The 15,929-nt window shown below is 72.4% G+C and carries 14 protein-coding genes; 10 read left to right on the top strand and 4 right to left on the bottom strand.

Features of this window, described 5'->3' with window-relative positions:
• Positions 1-1,998: a CocE/NonD family hydrolase gene (locus tag FDM97_RS32230; protein ID WP_137994020.1), complete on the bottom strand. Its 1,998-nt coding sequence runs from the start codon at positions 1,996-1,998 to the stop codon at positions 1-3.
• Between the two features lie 260 nt (positions 1,999-2,258).
• Here FDM97_RS32230 and FDM97_RS32220 point away from each other — a divergent pair, with 260 nt between their 5' ends.
• Together FDM97_RS32220 and FDM97_RS32215 are read left to right on the top strand one after the other, a co-directional pair.
• Complete coding sequence (locus tag FDM97_RS32220) at positions 2,259-3,269, top strand: polyprenyl synthetase family protein (RefSeq protein ID WP_137994019.1); 1,011 nt, start codon at positions 2,259-2,261, stop codon at positions 3,267-3,269.
• Positions 3,270-3,413: 144 nt separating this feature from the next.
• Positions 3,414-4,553: a LolA family protein gene (locus FDM97_RS32215; protein ID WP_175439309.1), complete on the top strand. Its 1,140-nt coding sequence runs from the start codon at positions 3,414-3,416 to the stop codon at positions 4,551-4,553.
• Positions 4,554-4,643: 90 nt separating this feature from the next.
• Here FDM97_RS32215 and FDM97_RS32210 read toward each other — a convergent pair whose 3' ends face one another.
• Positions 4,644-5,951, bottom strand: coding sequence for a M28 family peptidase (locus tag FDM97_RS32210; protein ID WP_137994017.1), 1,308 nt, complete (start codon positions 5,949-5,951; stop codon positions 4,644-4,646).
• 588 nt (positions 5,952-6,539) lie between these two features.
• Here FDM97_RS32210 and FDM97_RS32200 point away from each other — a divergent pair.
• Together FDM97_RS32200 and FDM97_RS32195 are read left to right on the top strand one after the other, a co-directional pair.
• Positions 6,540-6,743: a hypothetical protein gene (locus FDM97_RS32200; RefSeq protein WP_137994016.1), complete on the top strand. Its 204-nt coding sequence runs from the start codon at positions 6,540-6,542 to the stop codon at positions 6,741-6,743.
• A 92-nt stretch (positions 6,744-6,835) separates the two neighbouring features.
• On the top strand, positions 6,836-7,342 hold the full coding sequence (locus tag FDM97_RS32195) for a DUF1203 domain-containing protein (protein WP_137994015.1): 507 nt from the start codon (positions 6,836-6,838) through the stop codon (positions 7,340-7,342).
• 3 nt (positions 7,343-7,345) lie between these two features.
• Here FDM97_RS32195 and FDM97_RS32190 read toward each other — a convergent pair whose 3' ends face one another.
• The gene (locus FDM97_RS32190) at positions 7,346-7,804 is read right to left on the bottom strand and encodes a VOC family protein (protein WP_175439308.1); all 459 of its coding nucleotides are present in this window, start codon (positions 7,802-7,804) and stop codon (positions 7,346-7,348) included.
• Positions 7,805-7,828: 24 nt separating this feature from the next.
• On the opposite strand from FDM97_RS32190, the gene FDM97_RS32185 reads away from it, so the two are divergent.
• The 3 genes from FDM97_RS32185 to FDM97_RS32175 all read left to right on the top strand — a co-directional run bounded on the left by FDM97_RS32185 (position 7,829) and on the right by FDM97_RS32175 (position 9,335).
• Positions 7,829-8,455 carry a CGNR zinc finger domain-containing protein gene (locus FDM97_RS32185; protein WP_254705988.1) on the top strand — a complete coding sequence of 209 codons (627 nt, stop codon included), beginning with the start codon at positions 7,829-7,831 and terminating at the stop codon, positions 8,453-8,455.
• Positions 8,452-8,838 (top strand): SRPBCC family protein, encoded by a 387-nt coding sequence (locus tag FDM97_RS32180; protein WP_137994014.1) that lies wholly within the window; start codon positions 8,452-8,454, stop codon positions 8,836-8,838. The genes FDM97_RS32185 and FDM97_RS32180 overlap by 4 nt, the downstream gene beginning before the upstream one ends.
• A 167-nt stretch (positions 8,839-9,005) precedes the next feature.
• Positions 9,006-9,335 (top strand): DUF6401 family natural product biosynthesis protein, encoded by a 330-nt coding sequence (locus FDM97_RS32175; protein WP_137994013.1) that lies wholly within the window; start codon positions 9,006-9,008, stop codon positions 9,333-9,335.
• A gap of 107 nt (positions 9,336-9,442) precedes the next feature.
• On the opposite strand, the gene rarD is transcribed toward FDM97_RS32175, so the two are convergent.
• Positions 9,443-10,363 carry an EamA family transporter RarD gene (gene rarD / locus FDM97_RS32170; protein ID WP_432816291.1) on the bottom strand — a complete coding sequence of 307 codons (921 nt, stop codon included), beginning with the start codon at positions 10,361-10,363 and terminating at the stop codon, positions 9,443-9,445.
• A gap of 288 nt (positions 10,364-10,651) precedes the next feature.
• On the opposite strand from rarD, the gene FDM97_RS36700 reads away from it, so the two are divergent.
• From FDM97_RS36700 to FDM97_RS32160, 3 genes are read left to right on the top strand one after another with little or no spacing between them, the layout of a single operon-like run.
• Positions 10,652-11,497, top strand: coding sequence for a hypothetical protein (locus tag FDM97_RS36700; RefSeq protein WP_254705824.1), 846 nt, complete (start codon positions 10,652-10,654; stop codon positions 11,495-11,497).
• Positions 11,494-13,692 (top strand): bifunctional serine/threonine-protein kinase/ABC transporter substrate-binding protein, encoded by a 2,199-nt coding sequence (locus FDM97_RS32165; protein WP_254705823.1) that lies wholly within the window; start codon positions 11,494-11,496, stop codon positions 13,690-13,692. The genes FDM97_RS36700 and FDM97_RS32165 overlap by 4 nt, the downstream gene beginning before the upstream one ends.
• 3 nt (positions 13,693-13,695) lie before the next feature.
• Positions 13,696-15,909: a bifunctional serine/threonine-protein kinase/ABC transporter substrate-binding protein gene (locus tag FDM97_RS32160; protein WP_137994010.1), complete on the top strand. Its 2,214-nt coding sequence runs from the start codon at positions 13,696-13,698 to the stop codon at positions 15,907-15,909.
• The last annotated feature ends 20 nt before the right edge of the window (positions 15,910-15,929 follow it).

Below are 15,929 nucleotides of genomic sequence, written 5' to 3'. Positions count from 1 at the left end.
TCACCCCGCCGTACGCGGAATTCGTTGTTCCCATGTCCGGTGGAAGACGACTTCCCCGCCCTCCTTGCACACCACCTCGTTCGACGTGACGAATACATCCGCCTCGCACGAGATCTCCGAATGCGACTCGACCGTCACGTCCCACGCCGACTCCGGCCGGTGCAGCCGGATCGACCAGTCCGAGCGGGTGCGGGCGGACAGTGGGTCGGATTCGTGGACCGTGTACGTCTCCAGGGCGTCCTCGGTGAATTCCAGGCCGTCCGGATGGACCCGCGTGCCGCCGTACCGGGGATCGACCTCCAGGCGCCACTCGCCCTTGGCCACGTCACGCACCACGAGCCGTTCCGGGCGGGGCTCCTCCAGGGTCGCCGGGATGCTCACGAGCAGCGGCTCGGAGTGTTCCGGCTGCTGCCACTCGACCGCGTCGTGGGTGTGGCGGCGCACCGGCAGGGTCAGGTTCGAGGAGGACGGGTCGAGGGTGAAGCCCGCCGCGTCGGGCTGGGGCCAGATCCAGGGCCAGTACGCGGAGGAGACCGCGAGGCGGACGCGGTGGCCGGGCGGGAAGGTGTGGCCGATGCCGTTCAGTTCGAACACGTACGCCTCGCTCTCGCCGACCACGGCCTCCACCGCCCGGTCGTGCCCGTAGCGGGCGGAGAGGTTCAGCGCCCCGCGCGTGACGAGGGTCGAGGCGCCGTCAGGGGCGATGTCGCAGAGGCGGGCGATCACCTGGCCCGTGGGGGCGCCGGGCCGCAGGGAGAGGCTCACGCGGGGCCGGCCCAGGATCTCGATCGGCGCGCCGTCCTCCGGGACCGCGAAGTCGAAGCAGGCCGAGTGGGCGTCCTCGTCGCGCTGGTCGGGCGGCAGGTCGGCGTCCTTGCCGAGGGGGAGGAAGCGCCCCGCGTCCAGGCCGGTCTGCTGGGGGGAGTCGACCACGACCGGGTCGCCCTGGAAGGCGTACGTCACCGGGGTGATGTTCGGGGACGGCCAGGCGGGGTCGGCGACCCAGCGGCCCGGCAGCTCCTCGTACACCGTCGCCGGCGGGTGCGACGCGCTGATCCAGGAGCGCAGCAGCGGCTCGGCCATGACGTCGTTGTCGGCGCCCTTGAGGTGGTGGTCCCACCAGCGCAGGGTCTCCTGGAGGAAGCCGATCGCCGGGCCCGGCGGCAGGTCGCGGTCCGGGTAGTGGTGCGACCAGGGGCCGATGATCCCGCGGACCCGGTCCTGGGGGAGGTGCTCGACGAGCCGCAGCACGGTGTCGCGGTACGGGTCGTGCCAGCCGCCGACCGCGAGCACGGCGGCCCGGATCGCGCCGTAGTCCTCGCGGACGCTGCCGTGCTTCCAGTACGCGTCCCGGGTCTGGTGGGCGAGCCAGGTGTGGACGAGCGGCTCCACCCCCTCCAGGCGCCGCAGCCACATGGACCGCCACTCGTCGCCCACGTACCGCGGGTCCGGCGGCCGGCACACGAAGGCGAGCATCGTGGCCGACCAGGCGTGCATGTCCACGGCGAGGACGGAGCCGCCCATGTAGTGGCCTTCGTTGTCGTAGCGGTCATCGGTCGAGCAGACCGTGACGACGGCCTTCAGCGGCTCGGGGGCGAGCGCGGCGATCCGGAGCGCGTCGGTGCCGCCCCAGGAGATCCCGAACATGCCCACCCGCCCGCTGCACCAGGGCTGCTCGGCGAGCCAGTGCACCACCGCCACACCGTCGGCCAGCTCGACCGGGTCGTACGGGTCGCCGGGCAGCCCCTCACTGTTGCCGTGCCCGCGCACGTCGACACGGACGGAGGCGTAGCCGTGCCCGGCGTACCAGGGGTGGCGCTGCCGGTCGCGGGGCGCGGTCCAGTCGGTGAGGCGGTACGGGAGGTACTCCAGGAGGGCGGGGACGGGCTCGTCGGTGAGCGGCCGCCACACGCGCGCGTACAGCCTGGTGCCGTCCGGCAGCGGGATCCGGACATCTTCGTGGGACGTCTCGTACGGGAACTCGGTGCGGATGCGCATGACGGACCTCCCTCGGTCGGCCGAAGAGAGCATGATCGACCTGAGGCGGTGGCCGCTCGCCGTTCGTGTCGGGGTCGATCACTGTTCGGGGCAAACCACCCACTCCTGGTCGTATGAGCTGATCACGAACATACCGGGGGTGGCGGGAAGGCGCCCACGGTGATCGAAACGCGACCGGATACGCTGACTTGAGTGAATCGAGCGACACATCGACAATCCGTGTGATCGTCAGCAGGCGTCAGCAGACAGGAGACCCCCTCGTGACCGTCGTCGGGCCGTTCGGTCTTAGCGTGCGGGACCAGGCTCTTGAGGCCGATGTCCAGACCGGATTGGCGGCCGTGGAGGCAGGGCTCCTCGACGCCACCAAGAGCGAGGTCCCGTTCATCACGGAGGCCGCGCAGCACCTCGTCCTGGCCGGCGGCAAGCGCTTCAGGCCGCTGCTCGTGATGCTCGCCGCCCAGTTCGGCGACCCCTACGCGCCGGGTGTCGTGCCCTCGGCCGTCGTCGTCGAGCTCACCCATCTGGCCACGCTGTACCACGACGACGTCATGGACGAGGCCGACGTACGGCGCGGTGTCGAGAGCGCGAACACCCGATGGGGCAACTCGATCGCCGTCCTGACGGGTGACTTCCTCTTCGCCCGCGCCTCGCACACGCTCGCGGACCTCGGACCCGAGGCCGTACGCATCCAGTCGGAGGCGTTCGAACGCCTGGTCACCGGCCAGATCCTGGAGACGGCCGGCCCGCAGGGCGACCGCGACCCGGTCGAGCACTACCTCGACGTCCTGGGCGGCAAGACGGGCTCGCTCGTCGCCGTCTCCTGCCGCTTCGGCGCCATGATGTCCGGCGCGGACGAGGGCGTCGTCGACATCCTCACCCAGTACGGCGAGCGGCTCGGCGTCGCCTTCCAGCTCGCCGACGACGTCCTCGACATCGCCTCCGACTCCCACGAGTCCGGCAAGACCCCGGGCACCGACCTGCGCGAGGGCATCCCGACGCTCCCGGTCCTCCACCTGCGGGCCCAGGCGGCCGCGCACGGGCGCCCGGAGGACCTGGAGCTGGTCGAGCTGATCGACGGCGACCTCGGCGACGACGCGCGCCTCGCGGAGGCCCTGCGGCGGCTGCGGGTCCACCCGTCCCTGGAGCAGGCCCGGCGGGACACCGTGCGGTACGCGGAGGAGGCGCGCGCGATGCTCGCGCCGCTGCCCGAGGGATACGCGAAGGCGGCCCTGGAGGAGCTGTGCGACGCGGTGGTCCACCGGGCCGGGTAGCCGGGGGCCGGTAGGCCGGGCGGGGTAGGTCTCCCTAGGGGGCTGTCATCCCGTAGCAGTACGTGAGGTTGAGCCCGGAGTCTGACGATTCCGTACCGCCGCTTTGGTCAGATGGAGTCATCGACCACGGAGGTAGAGCAGACCATGGCAGACACCCGTAAGACGAGCCGCTACGTCGTCCCGGTCGCGGTGGCCGGGGTGGCAGCGGCGACCATCGGGCTCGTACCGGCGCTGGCGGCGTCGGGTGACCCCGACCTGCCGGAGATCACGGCGCAGCAGCTCATCGAGAAGATCGCCGCGTCCGACACCCAGACGCTCTCCGGCACGATGAAGATCAGCACGGACCTGGGGCTGCCGTCCTTCGCGGGGCTGCTCGGCGGGGCGGCCGGCGGCTCGGCGTCCGCGGACCCGCAGGAGAAGCTGACGCAGCTGGTCTCGGGGACGCACACGCTGCGCGTGGCCGCGGACGGCCCGGACAGGCAGAAGCTGACGATCCTGGACGGCGCGGACGAGTACAGCCTGATCCACAACGGCGACGACGTCTGGGCGTACGACAGCAAGTCGAACGAGGCGTTCCACGAGAAGGGCGCGGGCCGCGCGGGCGAGGCGCCGGAGAAGGAGCTCCCGACCACCCCGAAGGAGCTCGCGGACGAGATCCTGAAGGCCGCGGACGGCACGACGTCGATCACGGTGGGCGGGACGGCGAAGGTGGCCGGCCGGGACGCGTACCAGCTGGTGATCAAGCCGAAGCAGAGCGGCTCGACGGTCGAGTCGGTGAAGGTCGCGGTGGACGCCCAGAACGGCACCCCGCTGAAGTTCACGCTCGCCTCGGTCGAGGGCGGCAAGCCGGTCGTCGACGCGGGCTTCACGAAGGTCGACTTCGGCAAGCCGGCGGCCTCGACGTTCGACTTCAAGGCGCCGAAGGGCGCGAAGGTGACGGAGGGCGCTCCGGAGCACGAGAAGGCCCCCGAGGACTTCGCGAAGGAGTTCGGCGGCCTCGCGGAGCTCACCGGCGCCAAGGGCGAGGGCGTGAACGTCATCGGCGAGGGCTGGACGACGATCGCGAAGCTCGACACCGGCGCCCCGGCGCCGAAGACGGACGAGGCGCCGAAGGAGGCCCAGGGCTTCCTGGACGCGCTCGGCGACAGGGTGACCGGGAAGTTCGGCTCGGGCACCGTCTTCAAGACGAAGCTCGTCAACGCGCTGATGACGGACGACGGCAAGGTCTACGTCGGCGCGGTCACCAAGGACGCGCTGGTGGACGCGGCGAACGCCGGTAAGTGAGTGGGACCCCGGGTGGGTCGGGGCTGAGTGTCACCGACCCACCCGGGCGCTTTTCTCGTACTGGCTCGTACTGGCTCGTACTGGCTCGTACTAGAACGTCAGCTTGAAGCTGTTGATGTAGCCGGTGTCGTACGCGGCCTTGTCCTGGACCCGCAGCTTCCAGGCGCCGTTGGCGACCTCGCTGGAGGCGTTGACCGTGTAGGTGGTCTGGACGTTGTCGGCCGAGTCGGAGGACGAGAACGGCTTGAGGTTGTAGACCGAGCCGTCGGGGGCCACGAGGTCGACGACCAGGTCACCGCGCCAGGTGTGGATGATGTCCACGCCGACCTTGAGCGTGGCGGGCGCGTTGCCGGTGACACCGGTGACGTTGACCGTGGAGGTCACCGCGGCGCCGTTGTCCGGGATGGACACGTCGGCCGTGTTCTCGAAGACGGGCCCCGGCGGCGGGGTCGTCGTGCCCGCCGACAGGGTCCAGATCGCGTGGGCGACGGCGTCGCTGTTGCGGTCCAGGGCGGTGTCGTTGATGTTCGCGGTGGTGTCGCAGGAGGAGTGGTAGCAGCGGTCGAAGGCCGTGGCCGTACCGCCCCACTTCTGGACCTGCGCGCTGGTCTTGACCCGGCTGGCGCCGGTGAAGAGCCCGCCGACGGGTATGCCGACGTTCTTGAACGAGGCGTGGTCGGAGCGGCCGTCGCCCTCGGTCTCGATCTCGGTGGGCACGCCGAGGCCGGCGAAGTAGTCCTTGAAGGTCTGCTCGATCGCCGGGTCGTCGTCGTAGACGAAGTAGCCGGGGTTGGGCGAGCCGATCATGTCGAAGTTCAGATAGCCGCTGATCTTCGAACGCTCGGTGGTCGGCAGGTTGTTGACGTAGTACTTCGACCCGACGAGCCCGAGCTCCTCGGCGCCCCACCAGCCGAAGCGCAGATGCTTCGTGGGCTGGAGCCCGGCCCGGGAGACGGCGAGCGCGGTCTCGAGGATCGCGGCGGACCCGGAGCCGTTGTCGTTGATCCCGGCGCCGGAGGAGACGGAGTCGAGGTGCGCGCCGGCCATGAGGACCTGGTTGGGGTCGCCGCCGGGCCAGTCGGCTATCAGGTTGTAGCCGGTGGTGCCGTTGTACGTGAACTGCTGGATGGTGGTGGTGTATCCGGCCGCGTCCAGCTTGGCCTTCACGAAGTCGATGGACGCCTTGTAGCCGGTGCGGCCGTGGGCGCGGTTGCCGCCGTTGGCGTTGGCGATCGACTGGAGGTCGGCGAGGTGCTGCTTGACGTTGGCGACCGGGATGTCGGGCGCGGCCAGGGTGGCGGCGGGCGTCGCGTTCGCGGACGCGCCGGTGAACCCGGCGAGGGTGAGCGCGGCCGTCAGGGAGAGCGCGGCGGCGCGTCTGGGCACGGAGAGATTCATGTGGGGGCTCCGAATTCCGAACTGGGGATGGGACGGAACGTGCGAGACGCCCCGTGGCGTGGGAGCCGCGAGGCGTTGGAGCTGTGCGAGTGCTGCGCTGTGCGGTGCCTGGTGTGCGTGGTGAATGTTCAACGAGAGTTTGACTTACCGTCAAGAGCGGAAACCGGTCAGGACTGTTCGCTCACCGGACGCGCGTCCGTCACCGCGCTTCCCGTACGTCGGGATCGGGATCCCCGGCCAACTCGCGGAGCAGGAAGCCGACTTCGGGGCGGGGTCCGCGTGCCCGCAGCCGCTGTGATCCGTACTCCCCGCGGACCTGACACCCGGCGCAGAGACAGGGCGTCGTCCCATGGGCGTCGGGGAAGTAGCGCCACCCGTTGACCTGTCGTACCCCGCGGATCCCGGAGCGCGCGCACCGTGCGCACGGCCTCGGCGGCCGTCGTCTCCGGTGTCAGGTGCACGAAGATCGCCATGCCGGCCCGCCGGCCTTGCCCGCGCCCCCGGCCGACCGCAACGCGCTTACGGCTGAGAGGATCGCGGTGACCGTCATCGCAAGAGATCACAAGAGATCACAAGAGGGGGATCAACATGGCCGTACTCGTCCTGTCCGGCGTCCTCGTGCTCGTCGTCGGAGGATGCGTCTGCGTCGTCTGGGCGGCGCGGGGCGGCCCACGGTGGGTGCGGGCGGTGGCCACCGCGACCCTGGTGCTGGGCGAACTGCTGCGCCGGGAGCGCCGCAAGAGCCGGTCCCTGGACCGGAGCGGCGGCTCGGGCTCGGGCTCGGTCGACTAGACCGCCGACGGGGGTCCTTTCTCCACGCCCCCGGACACCTCCGTGTCCGAAGACCGCCAGCGCTCAGTGGCCTCCCGCGTGAGCCTGGGCGCATGACCACCTACACCGTGCGGGCCATCGAGCCCGCTGCCCTCGTCCGGCTTCGGGTCGTCGACGACGCCGGGCGGCCCTGCGTGCCCTTCACCGCCGCCGAGGCGGGGGACCCGTTGCGCTGCTGTCTCCGGGGTGTCGAGCCGGGGGAGCGGATCGCGCTCGTCTCGTACGCGCCGCTGCGGCGCTGGGCGGCCGAGACCGGGGCCGGGCCCGGGGCGTACGACGAGCAGGGGCCGGTCTTCATCCATGCCGAGGAGTGCGGCGGGCCCGCGGCCGGTCGCACGGAGGCGTACCCCTTCGACCGGCCCGGCGCCCTCCGTGTCCTTCGCCGGTACGACGCCGAGGGGAGGATCGTCGGCGGGCGGCTCCTGGAGATTCCGCAGGAGGCGACCGCGGGCTTCGACAAGGCCTTCGGGGAGGCCTTCGCCGACCCGCGCGTCGCTCTCGTGCACGTCAGGGCCGTCGAGTACGGCTGCTTCCAGTTCGAGGTGCGGCGGCCGGTCTGACGGTCACTGCACGCAGAACTCGTTGCCCTCCGGGTCCGCCATGACCACCCACGTGCCGCCCTGTTCCGACACCCGGCGCAGGACCGACGCGCCCAGGGACTCCAGGCGCGTGACCTCCGCCTCCCGGCCACCCGTTTCGGGGCCGGGGTGGAGGTCCATGTGGACGCGGTTCTTGACGGTCTTCTTCTCCGGGACGCGCTGGAAGAGCACGCGGCGGCCCAGGCCGGCGTCCGAACCGGCGTCGTGCGGGTCGTCCGGGTGGCGGACGGCGGCCAGATCCCGCCAGGAGAGGCGTCCGTCGACGGTGACCGTCTGCTCGGGCGGCGCGGCGCCGGCGGCGAGAAGGCGTTCGATGAGGGCGCTGTGGTCCTCCTGCCGGTAGCCGAGGGCGGCGGCCCAGAAGGCGGCCTGGGCGTGCGGATCGCCGGCGTCGATCACGAGCTTCCAATGGATCGGTGTCATGTAACCAGTTATACTAGTTACGTGATGCAGGCCACAACCGGAATGTCCCTTGTCGCCCTCGATGGGCAGCGGTTCCGCTTCGACGCGGGCGCGCTCTGCCTGGAGCTGCTGCTCACGGGCGGTCCCGGCCCCGTGGCCGCGCGGTACGAAGTCCTCGACGAGCCCGACGGGCTGCTGGACTGGGCCCGCCGGTGCCGGCTCGGGCTCGGCTCCCGGACCGGGAGCGGGCTCGACGTGACGGTCACGGCGGCCGAGCTGGCGCGCGTACGCGAGACACGGGACGCGCTGTGGGGGCTCGCCCATGCCCGCGTGTACGGCCACCCCTTCGCGCCGGAGGACCTCGCCCTCCTCAACGAGGCCGCCGCCCGGCCCCCGCTCGTCCCGCGGATGACCGCCGACGGCGCGCACGCCTGGGCCCCGGGGGCCACCGCGACCGCGCTGCTCTCGACCGTCGCGCGCGACGCGATCGAGCTGTTCACCGGCCCCCACGCCGACCGGATCCGCGAATGCGGCTCCGACGACTGCTACCTGCTGTTCGTGGACACGTCCCGCCCCGGGCGCCGCCGCTGGTGCGCCATGGAGCGGTGCGGCAACCGTCACAAGGTGCGGGCGCACCGGGCCCGTACACACGCGGAGGGAGAGACGGCATGACGACGACAGGCCTGACGAAGGACGCCGGCTGGGAGATCGGCGTCTCGAAGACCCTGCCCCTGCCCGCCGCCGCCGTCTGGGACTTCATCGCGAGCCCCGAGGGCGTGGCGCTCTGGCTCGGGGAGGGGATCGAACTGCCCACGGAGAAGGGCGAGTCGTACGCCTTCGGCGAGGTGCGCGGCTACCGGCCCGGCGACCGCGTCCGTCTCACGTACGGCACGACCACCCTGCAGGTCGCCGTCTCGGCGGCGGGCGACGGCAAGGCCGTGCTGCGCTTCCACCAGGAGCGGATGGCGGACGCGGAGGAGCGCGAGCGGCAGCGGGCGCACTGGAAGAGCGTGATGGCACGGGTGGAGGCGACGCTGCTGGAACAGGAGGCGTGAACCCCGACGGTCACGGCGACCGGGGCGCGGAGCAAGGGGGCCAAGGGGTGGCCCAAGGAGCGACCCAAGGCGCCCATGGCACATGAGGCTGCCGGCGCGCCGGAAGTTCCGGAATCTGCGACCAAGGTCACTGTCTCGCGGGCCGGACGTCGTCCTAGTGTGGAGGAATGAACGATTCCCCCGGCTGCCCGCTGGTCGGCGTCGCCGCCCAGTACATGCCCCGGCTCTCGGAGTTCTCCTCCGATCCGGGGCTCGTGGCCGCGGTCGATCAGCACGCGGCCGCGGTGTGCGACGCCCTGATCCCCGCCCAGCGGGGATCGGAGATCCCGGCGGTCCGGCGGGCCGTGCGGCGGGAGGACCTGTCCGACTACGTCCTCGGTTTCACCGACTGGCTGGCGGAGGTCGACTGGGTCGAGCCGGTCGGGTACGACTTCGCGACGCTGCGGCTCACGGCGGTGTGCTGGCTGATCCGGGAGTACGACCTGCTGGGCGCGTGAGCACCCCGGAACCCCGGTGTGCCGGCCTGCCGGCCTGCCGGCCTGCCGACCCGCCGGCCTGCCGGCCTGCCGGCCTGCCGACCCGCCGACCCGCCGGCGGGACGAGCTCAGCGGCCGGGCTGGGGCGAGGGGGCCTCGGCCACCGTGGCAGGGGAGTGGGCGGCCGTCGCGGCGGCGAGGGCGGCCTCCGCCCGCGCCCGGCTGCGCCGTGCCGTGCGCAGCGCGTCCCAGGTCAGGATCGTCAGCGCCAGCCACACCAGCGAGAAGCCCGCCCAGCGCTCCGGCGGCATCGCCTCGTGGAAGTACGCGACCCCCAGCAGGAACTGGAACGTCGGCGCCAGGTACTGCAGCAGCCCCAGCGTCGACAGCGGCACCCGGATCGCCGCCGCCCCGAAGCAGACCAGCGGCGCGGCCGTCACGACGCCCGTCGCCGCGAGCAGCGCCGCGTGCCCGGCGCCCTCGGCGCCGAAGGTGGCGGAGCCCTGCGCACCGAGCCACAGCAGATAGGCGAGGGCGGGCAGGAACTGGACCGCGGTCTCGGCGGCCAGCGACTCGAGCCCGCCGATGTTGACCTTCTTCTTCACCAGGCCGTAGACGGCGAACGAGAACGCCAGGATCAGCGAGATCCACGGCGGCCGCCCGTACCCGATCGCGAGGACGAGGACGGCCGCGAAGCCGACACCGACCGCCGCCCACTGCGCGGGCCGCAGCCGCTCCTTCAGGAGCAGGACGCCCATGGCGATGGTGACGAGGGGGTTGATGAAGTAGCCGAGGGAGGCCTCGACGACCTGGCCGGAGTTGACGGCCCAGATGTAGAGGCCCCAGTTGACGGTGATCACCGCCGCGGCCACCGCGATCAGGCCCAGCTTGCGCGGGCTGCGCATCAGGTCGCGTATCCAGCCCCAGCGGCGCAGCGCGAGGAGCGCGATGCCGACGACGGCCAGTGACCACACCATCCGGTGGGCGAGGATCTCGACCGCCCCGGCCGGCTTCAGGAGCGGCCAGAAGAGCGGGACCAGGCCCCACATGCCGTAGGCGCCGATCCCGTAGAGGAGTCCCGCACGTCTCTCGCTCTGCTCGTTCACCGAATCTCCCGCCCTGCCCTGCCTGCGCCGCGCCGTCCTGTCGACGGTAGCGCCACACAGGGCAGGCTGTCATGCCCGTATCGCGATACGGTCATGACGTGCAGGGGGCGAGGCGTGCCGCGCGAGCACCGCCGGATCATCCCAATGATGTTGTAACCAGGGCGTGTTGGACCCGTGCGTCGTACGATCTGCTCACCACTCGGGGAATGTGTGAGCGTGCGTGGGGGATGCGTGACGTACGGGTATCGAAGCGTGCTGCTGCGCGCCTGCGGCTCCTTACTGACCTGCGGCCTGATCCTGACGGGCTGCTCGGGCTCGGGATCGGGATCGGGCTCGGAGGACGACGGGAAGCGCCCCGAGAGCAAGGGAAGTCCCGGTGGCACGACCGCGCCGCCCGCGACCGCACCGCCGCCCACGTCCACGCCCACGGGGCTCGGCTTCACCCCGGACCCGAAGCGCGCCCCGAAGAACGAGGCCGACGCCAAGCGGCTCGCCCTCGCGGTCGTCGCCGGCCCCGACTCCTGGGGCTCGGACTACGTCGAGCGCACCCCGCACCTCAGCCCCGACGGCTACTGGCCCGTCCTCGGCAAGCAGTGCACGTGGGAGACCGGCACCCGCCCGGCGTCCGTGCTCCACAGCGTCACCGCCTACAGCGAGATCCCCGCCGGCGCGGGCAAGGGGGCGCTGCGGGTCTCCGCGATCGTCACCGTCCACCGCACCGAGACCGACGCCGACTGGGAGATGGCCGAGACGCTGGAGGAGGCGCTGCGCTGCCCCGACCAGCGATTGCGCGACGGGGAGCGGATCAGCGGCCTGATGTCCCTCGGCAGCCCCTTCGGCGTCGGCGGCAACTTCACCGCCGTGGACTCGCTCAGGGAGGCGGGGACGTACGTCAACGACTCCGTCAAGGGCGAGCAGACGTACTCCTGGTACCAGTCCCGCGTCGGGCAGGTCACCGTCACCGCCGTCGTCAAGGGCGCGCCCGGCCACACCGCCAAGGACACCGACAACGCGCAGGTCCAGGCCCTCGTCAGAATGGTCGAGCGCGCCGAGGACCAGCTGGAGGTCCGGTCGTGAGCCCCGCCGCACTCCAGTCGCTGCTGCCCTCCGATCCCTCGTCGATCGCCGGCTACCGGCTCCTCGGCCGGCTCGGCGCCGGTGGCATGGGCGTGGTCTACCTCGGCCGTACGGACAACGGCGAACTCGCCGCCGTGAAGGTCACCCACGCCGACCAGGCCGACCAGGCCGACTTCCGTGCCCGCTTCCGCCGCGAGGTCGAGGCCGCCCGCCGGGTCTCCAGCCCCTGGGCCGTCCCCGTCACCGGCGCCGACCCGGACGCGCCCGAGCCGTGGATGGCGACCGCCTTCGTCCCCGGGCCCTCGCTCGGCGAGGCCGTGACCGCGCACGGCCCGCTGACGGAGCGCGGCGTACGGATCCTCGGCGGCGCCGTCGCCCGCGCGCTCGCCGCCGTGCACGAGGCCGGTCTCGTCCACCGGGACGTCAAACCCGGCAACGTCCTCCTCGCCGTCGACGGCCCGCGCCTCATCGACTTCGGCATCGCGCGGACGACGGGGGAGACCGCGCTCACCTCCACCGGCATGGTCGTCGGCACCCCCGGCTTCCTCGCCCCCGAACAGGCCGAGGCCCGCGCCCCCGAGATCGGCCCGCCCAGCGACGTCTTCGCCCTCGGCTGCCTCCTGGCCTACGCGGCGACCGGGCGCCCGCCCTTCGGTACGGGAGCGGTCGACGCCCTGCTGTACCGCACCGTCCACGACGAGCCCGACCTCGACGGCGTGCCGGACGGGCTCCTGGACCTCCTGCGGGCCTGCCTCACCAAGGACCCGGACCGACGGCCCACCGCCGAGGAGATCGCCGCCCGCCTCACGGAGGACACGCCGGGCGCCGCCGCCGACTGGCTGCCCGCGCCCGTCGTCCGGACCATCGCCGAACGCTCGGCCGCGATGCTCGCCCTGCCCGAGATCGACGCCACGCAGCTCGACGCATCGGACACCGGCGACCAACCGGCTCCCAGCAGACGGAAGTTCCTGCTCCTGGCGTCAGGGGGAGGGGTCGCCCTCGCCGCGGGAGGTGGCATCGCCGCCTGGGCCGCGCTGCGGGACGACGGCAAGGAGGACCGGAAGGCCGGTCCGACGCCGAAGAAGCGACGCTGGATCATCGGCGTGCACGCGGATCTGACCGGCCCCGCCAAGAACATCGGCCGCGCGCAGGAACGCGGCGCCCGACTCGCGGTCGAGCAGTTCAACGCCCGTAAGGACAAGCCCTTCACCCTCGAGCTCAAGGTCTCCGACGACGGCGGGGACAAGAACAGGGCTCTGGCCGCGGCGCGCGTCCTCACCGGTGACCCCGACGTCCTCGGCGTCCTCGGCCCGACCTCCGACTACACCGGTCTGGCCGCGCTCCCGGCGTACGACGAAGCACTCCTGCCCCTGATCACGGTCTCCGCCGGGTCGAACATGCTGATCAACGCCAACCTCGGCCAGGGACTCTCGATGCTGCAGGCATGCCCGCAGCACGCCATCGCGGGCACCTGCCTCGCCTATTACGTCCTCACGAAGACCCGGAGCGTCCGGCCCGGCATCCTGCAGGACCGCACCGACGACACCTACGCCTGGCAGTACATCGGCGGCGCGAACTTCGCCTTCCGGCAGACGGGTCTCGTCCCCGTTCCCCGCGTGGTGCCCGCGGGGACCACGGACTACAAGCGCGTGCTCGGCGAGATGATGGCGGAAGGCATGGACGCGTACGTCCACTGCGGCCTCACCCCGAGCGCCGTCCTCGCCGCCCGGGCGCTCGACGAACTCGGCTTCACGGGCATGAAGATCACCGGGCAGCACGTGTTCGAGCCCCGGTTCCCGGCGGAGGCGGGGGACGCCGCGGAGGGCTGGGTGCTCGGCGCCCCGGTCGTCGACGCCACGACCGTCAAGGCGGCGTCGCCCTTCGTCGCCGCCCACCGCAAACGGTACGGCGCGGCCCCCGCCTTCTACACGGGCGAGTCATTCGACGCGGTCAACATCCTGCTCCAGGAGGTGGAGAAGGCCGCCAAGGGCGGGAAGCGCCCCGACCGCACCGAACTCGTGCCCCTCCTGCGCAAGGTGCGGTACCAGGGCGTCATGGGCGGCTATGTCTTCGACGCCCAGACCGGCGAACTGCACCCGGGGGCCGTCGGCACCTTCATGTACGCGGTGGAGAACGGCCGCTACAAACCACTGGAGTTCGCCCCCGGCGGCCCGCCGAAGAAGAGACGGACCTGACACGTGCAGCCCCTCCGCCCCGCCGATCCGTCGGCGATCGCCGGATACCGCCTGCTCGGCCGGCTCGGTGCCGGCGGCATGGGCGTCGTCTACCTCGCCCGGTCCGCCGGCGGCGCGCTCGCCGCGCTCAAGCTGATCCGCGCCGAGCACGCCGCCGACCCCGGCTTCCGGGAGCGGTTCCGGCGGGAGGCACGGGTCGCCGAGCGGATCACCGGCCGCTGGGTGGTCCGCGTCCTCGGCTCCGACCCGGAGGCCCGGGAGCCCTGGCTGGCCACCGAGTTCGTGCCGGGGCCCTCGCTCGCCGAGGCCGTCGGCGTGCACGGCGCCCTGCCCGAGCCGACCGTACGGGCCCTGGGCGCCCGGCTCGCCGACGCGCTCACGGGCATGCACGAGGCGGGACTCGTCCACCGGGACGTCAAGCCCGGCAACGTGCTGCTCGCACTCGACGGGCCGCGCCTGATCGACTTCGGCATCGCCCGGTCGGCCGGGGTCACCGCCCTCACCGCCACCGACGCGATGATCGGCACGCCCGGCTTCCTCGCCCCCGAGCAGGCCCGCGTCACCGGCGCCGGTGAGGTCGGTCCGCCGAGCGACGTCTTCTCGCTGGGGTGCGTGCTCGCGTACGCGACGACCGGCCGGCGCCCCTTCGGTACGGGCGGGGTGGCCGCGGTCGTGTACCGCACCGTCCACGAGGAGCCCGACCTCGACGACGTACCGGAGGCGCTGCTGCCGCTGGTGACCGCCTGTCTGGCCAAGGACCCCGCGGACCGGCCCACGGCGGCCGAGGTACGAGCCGCGCTGGGGCCGGCCGAGGGGCCGGCCGAGGGGCCGGCGGGGGACTGGTTGCCGCCCGGCCTGCCCGCGCTGATCGCGGAGCGCTCCGCACGGGTCCTGGACCTGCCCGTGGCGGAGCCGACCGTCCTGGTGCCCTCCGCCGGACCGGCCCGTACGTCGCCGTCACGGCGGCGTGTCCTGGCGCTGGGCTCCGCGGCCGCCGTCGCCGGGGCCGGCGGACTGACGGCCTGGCTCGTGAACCGTGACCGCGCGCCGGGCGGCGCGGGCGGGTCGCCCACGGCCCTGCCCACGTACACGATCGGAGTCCAGACCGATCTGAGCGGCACCCGCAAGGCGGACGGACGCGCCCAGGAGCGCGGGGCGAGGCTGGCCGTCGAGACCTTCAACGCCCGCTCCGACCGGCCCTTCGGCCTGGCGGTGAAGGTACGGGACGACGGGGGTGACCCGACCCGGGCCGCCGCGGTGGCGCGGGAGTTCGTGAAGGACGCGGCCGTCATGGCCGTGCTCGGCCCCACCACCCGCGAGACCGTGATGGCCGTCGCGGACACGTACGACAAGAGTCGGCTCGTGTTGGCGACCGTGGCCGTCGGCATCGACCAGGGCGACATCTCCGGCCAGACCTCCAACCCCACCTACCGCGAGCTGCGTGTCGCTCACGGCATGCTGCAACTGCCCTTCAACGGTCTCGCCCTCGCGCGGGGCGCCAAGCGGGTCGCCGTCGTGGACGACCGGGCGGCGGGTGAGTACAGCTGGCAGACGGCCAACTCCACGAAGACCACCATGAGCGCGGCGGGCGAGACTGTGACGGTGCATCAGATGGCGGCGACCGGTGAGGACTTCGGGCCGACGGTGCGTGACGTGATTGCCGCCCGCCCCGACGCCGTGCTCTACGCGGGCGTCTCCCCGCGCCGGGCCGGGCTCTGCGCCAAGGCCCTGAAGCAGCAGGGCTACGGCGGCATGTGCGGCGGCGTCGAGTACGCGCTGGGGCCGGAGTTCCTCTCCGTCGCGGGGCCGGCCGCCGAGGGCTGGTACTTCGGCACCACCTATGTCGATCCGGCGCTGGTGCCCGAGGCCAAGGCGTTCACCGCCGCCTACCGCAAGCGCTGGGGGCTGTCGGCCGCGGCGCCCGTCGAACGGTACGCGGCGGAGGCGTACGACGCGGTCACCGGCCTGGCCGAGAGCATGAGGGGCCTGGTGTCGAGCCAGCACCTGGACGTCGCACGGGTCGCTCTGCGAGGGGCGATGCGGACGTTCCCGTACCAGGGGATCACGAAGAGATACGGGTTCGACGAACGGAACGTGCTGAACTTCACGTACATCGAGGAGCTGTTCCTGTACCGGATCGAGCGGGGCGTCCCGCGCTTCCTCGGCCAGTTCGAGAAGGCGGCGGACGACGAGAAGAAGCGCTGGAAGAAGCAGTGAGGGGCGCGGCCTCGCGTGGC

The organism is Streptomyces vilmorinianum (genome assembly GCF_005517195.1).
Taxonomy (GTDB): domain Bacteria; phylum Actinomycetota; class Actinomycetes; order Streptomycetales; family Streptomycetaceae; genus Streptomyces; species Streptomyces vilmorinianum.
The sequence above is the reverse complement of the archived record's forward strand: the minus strand, read 5'-3'. Positions and strand labels throughout refer to the sequence as shown.

Excerpts from the sequence above, each read along its gene's own strand:
- FDM97_RS32175 (WP_137994013.1), top strand. The coding sequence starts at position 9,006 with ATGAACGATTCCCCCGGCTGCCCGCTGGTCGGCGTCGCCGCCCAGTAC.
- FDM97_RS32215 (WP_175439309.1), top strand. The coding sequence starts at position 3,414 with ATGGCAGACACCCGTAAGACGAGCCGCTACGTCGTCCCGGTCGCGGTG.
- FDM97_RS32210 (WP_137994017.1), bottom strand. The coding sequence starts at position 5,951 with ATGAATCTCTCCGTGCCCAGACGCGCCGCCGCGCTCTCCCTGACGGCC.
- FDM97_RS32195 (WP_137994015.1), top strand. The coding sequence starts at position 6,836 with ATGACCACCTACACCGTGCGGGCCATCGAGCCCGCTGCCCTCGTCCGG.
- FDM97_RS32200 (WP_137994016.1), top strand. The coding sequence starts at position 6,540 with ATGGCCGTACTCGTCCTGTCCGGCGTCCTCGTGCTCGTCGTCGGAGGA.
- rarD (WP_432816291.1), bottom strand. The coding sequence starts at position 10,363 with ATGTGGGGCCTGGTCCCGCTCTTCTGGCCGCTCCTGAAGCCGGCCGGG.
- FDM97_RS32230 (WP_137994020.1), bottom strand. The coding sequence starts at position 1,998 with ATGCGCATCCGCACCGAGTTCCCGTACGAGACGTCCCACGAAGATGTC.
- FDM97_RS32180 (WP_137994014.1), top strand. The coding sequence starts at position 8,452 with ATGACGACGACAGGCCTGACGAAGGACGCCGGCTGGGAGATCGGCGTC.
- FDM97_RS32185 (WP_254705988.1), top strand. The coding sequence starts at position 7,829 with ATGCAGGCCACAACCGGAATGTCCCTTGTCGCCCTCGATGGGCAGCGG.
- FDM97_RS32190 (WP_175439308.1), bottom strand. The coding sequence starts at position 7,804 with ATGACACCGATCCATTGGAAGCTCGTGATCGACGCCGGCGATCCGCAC.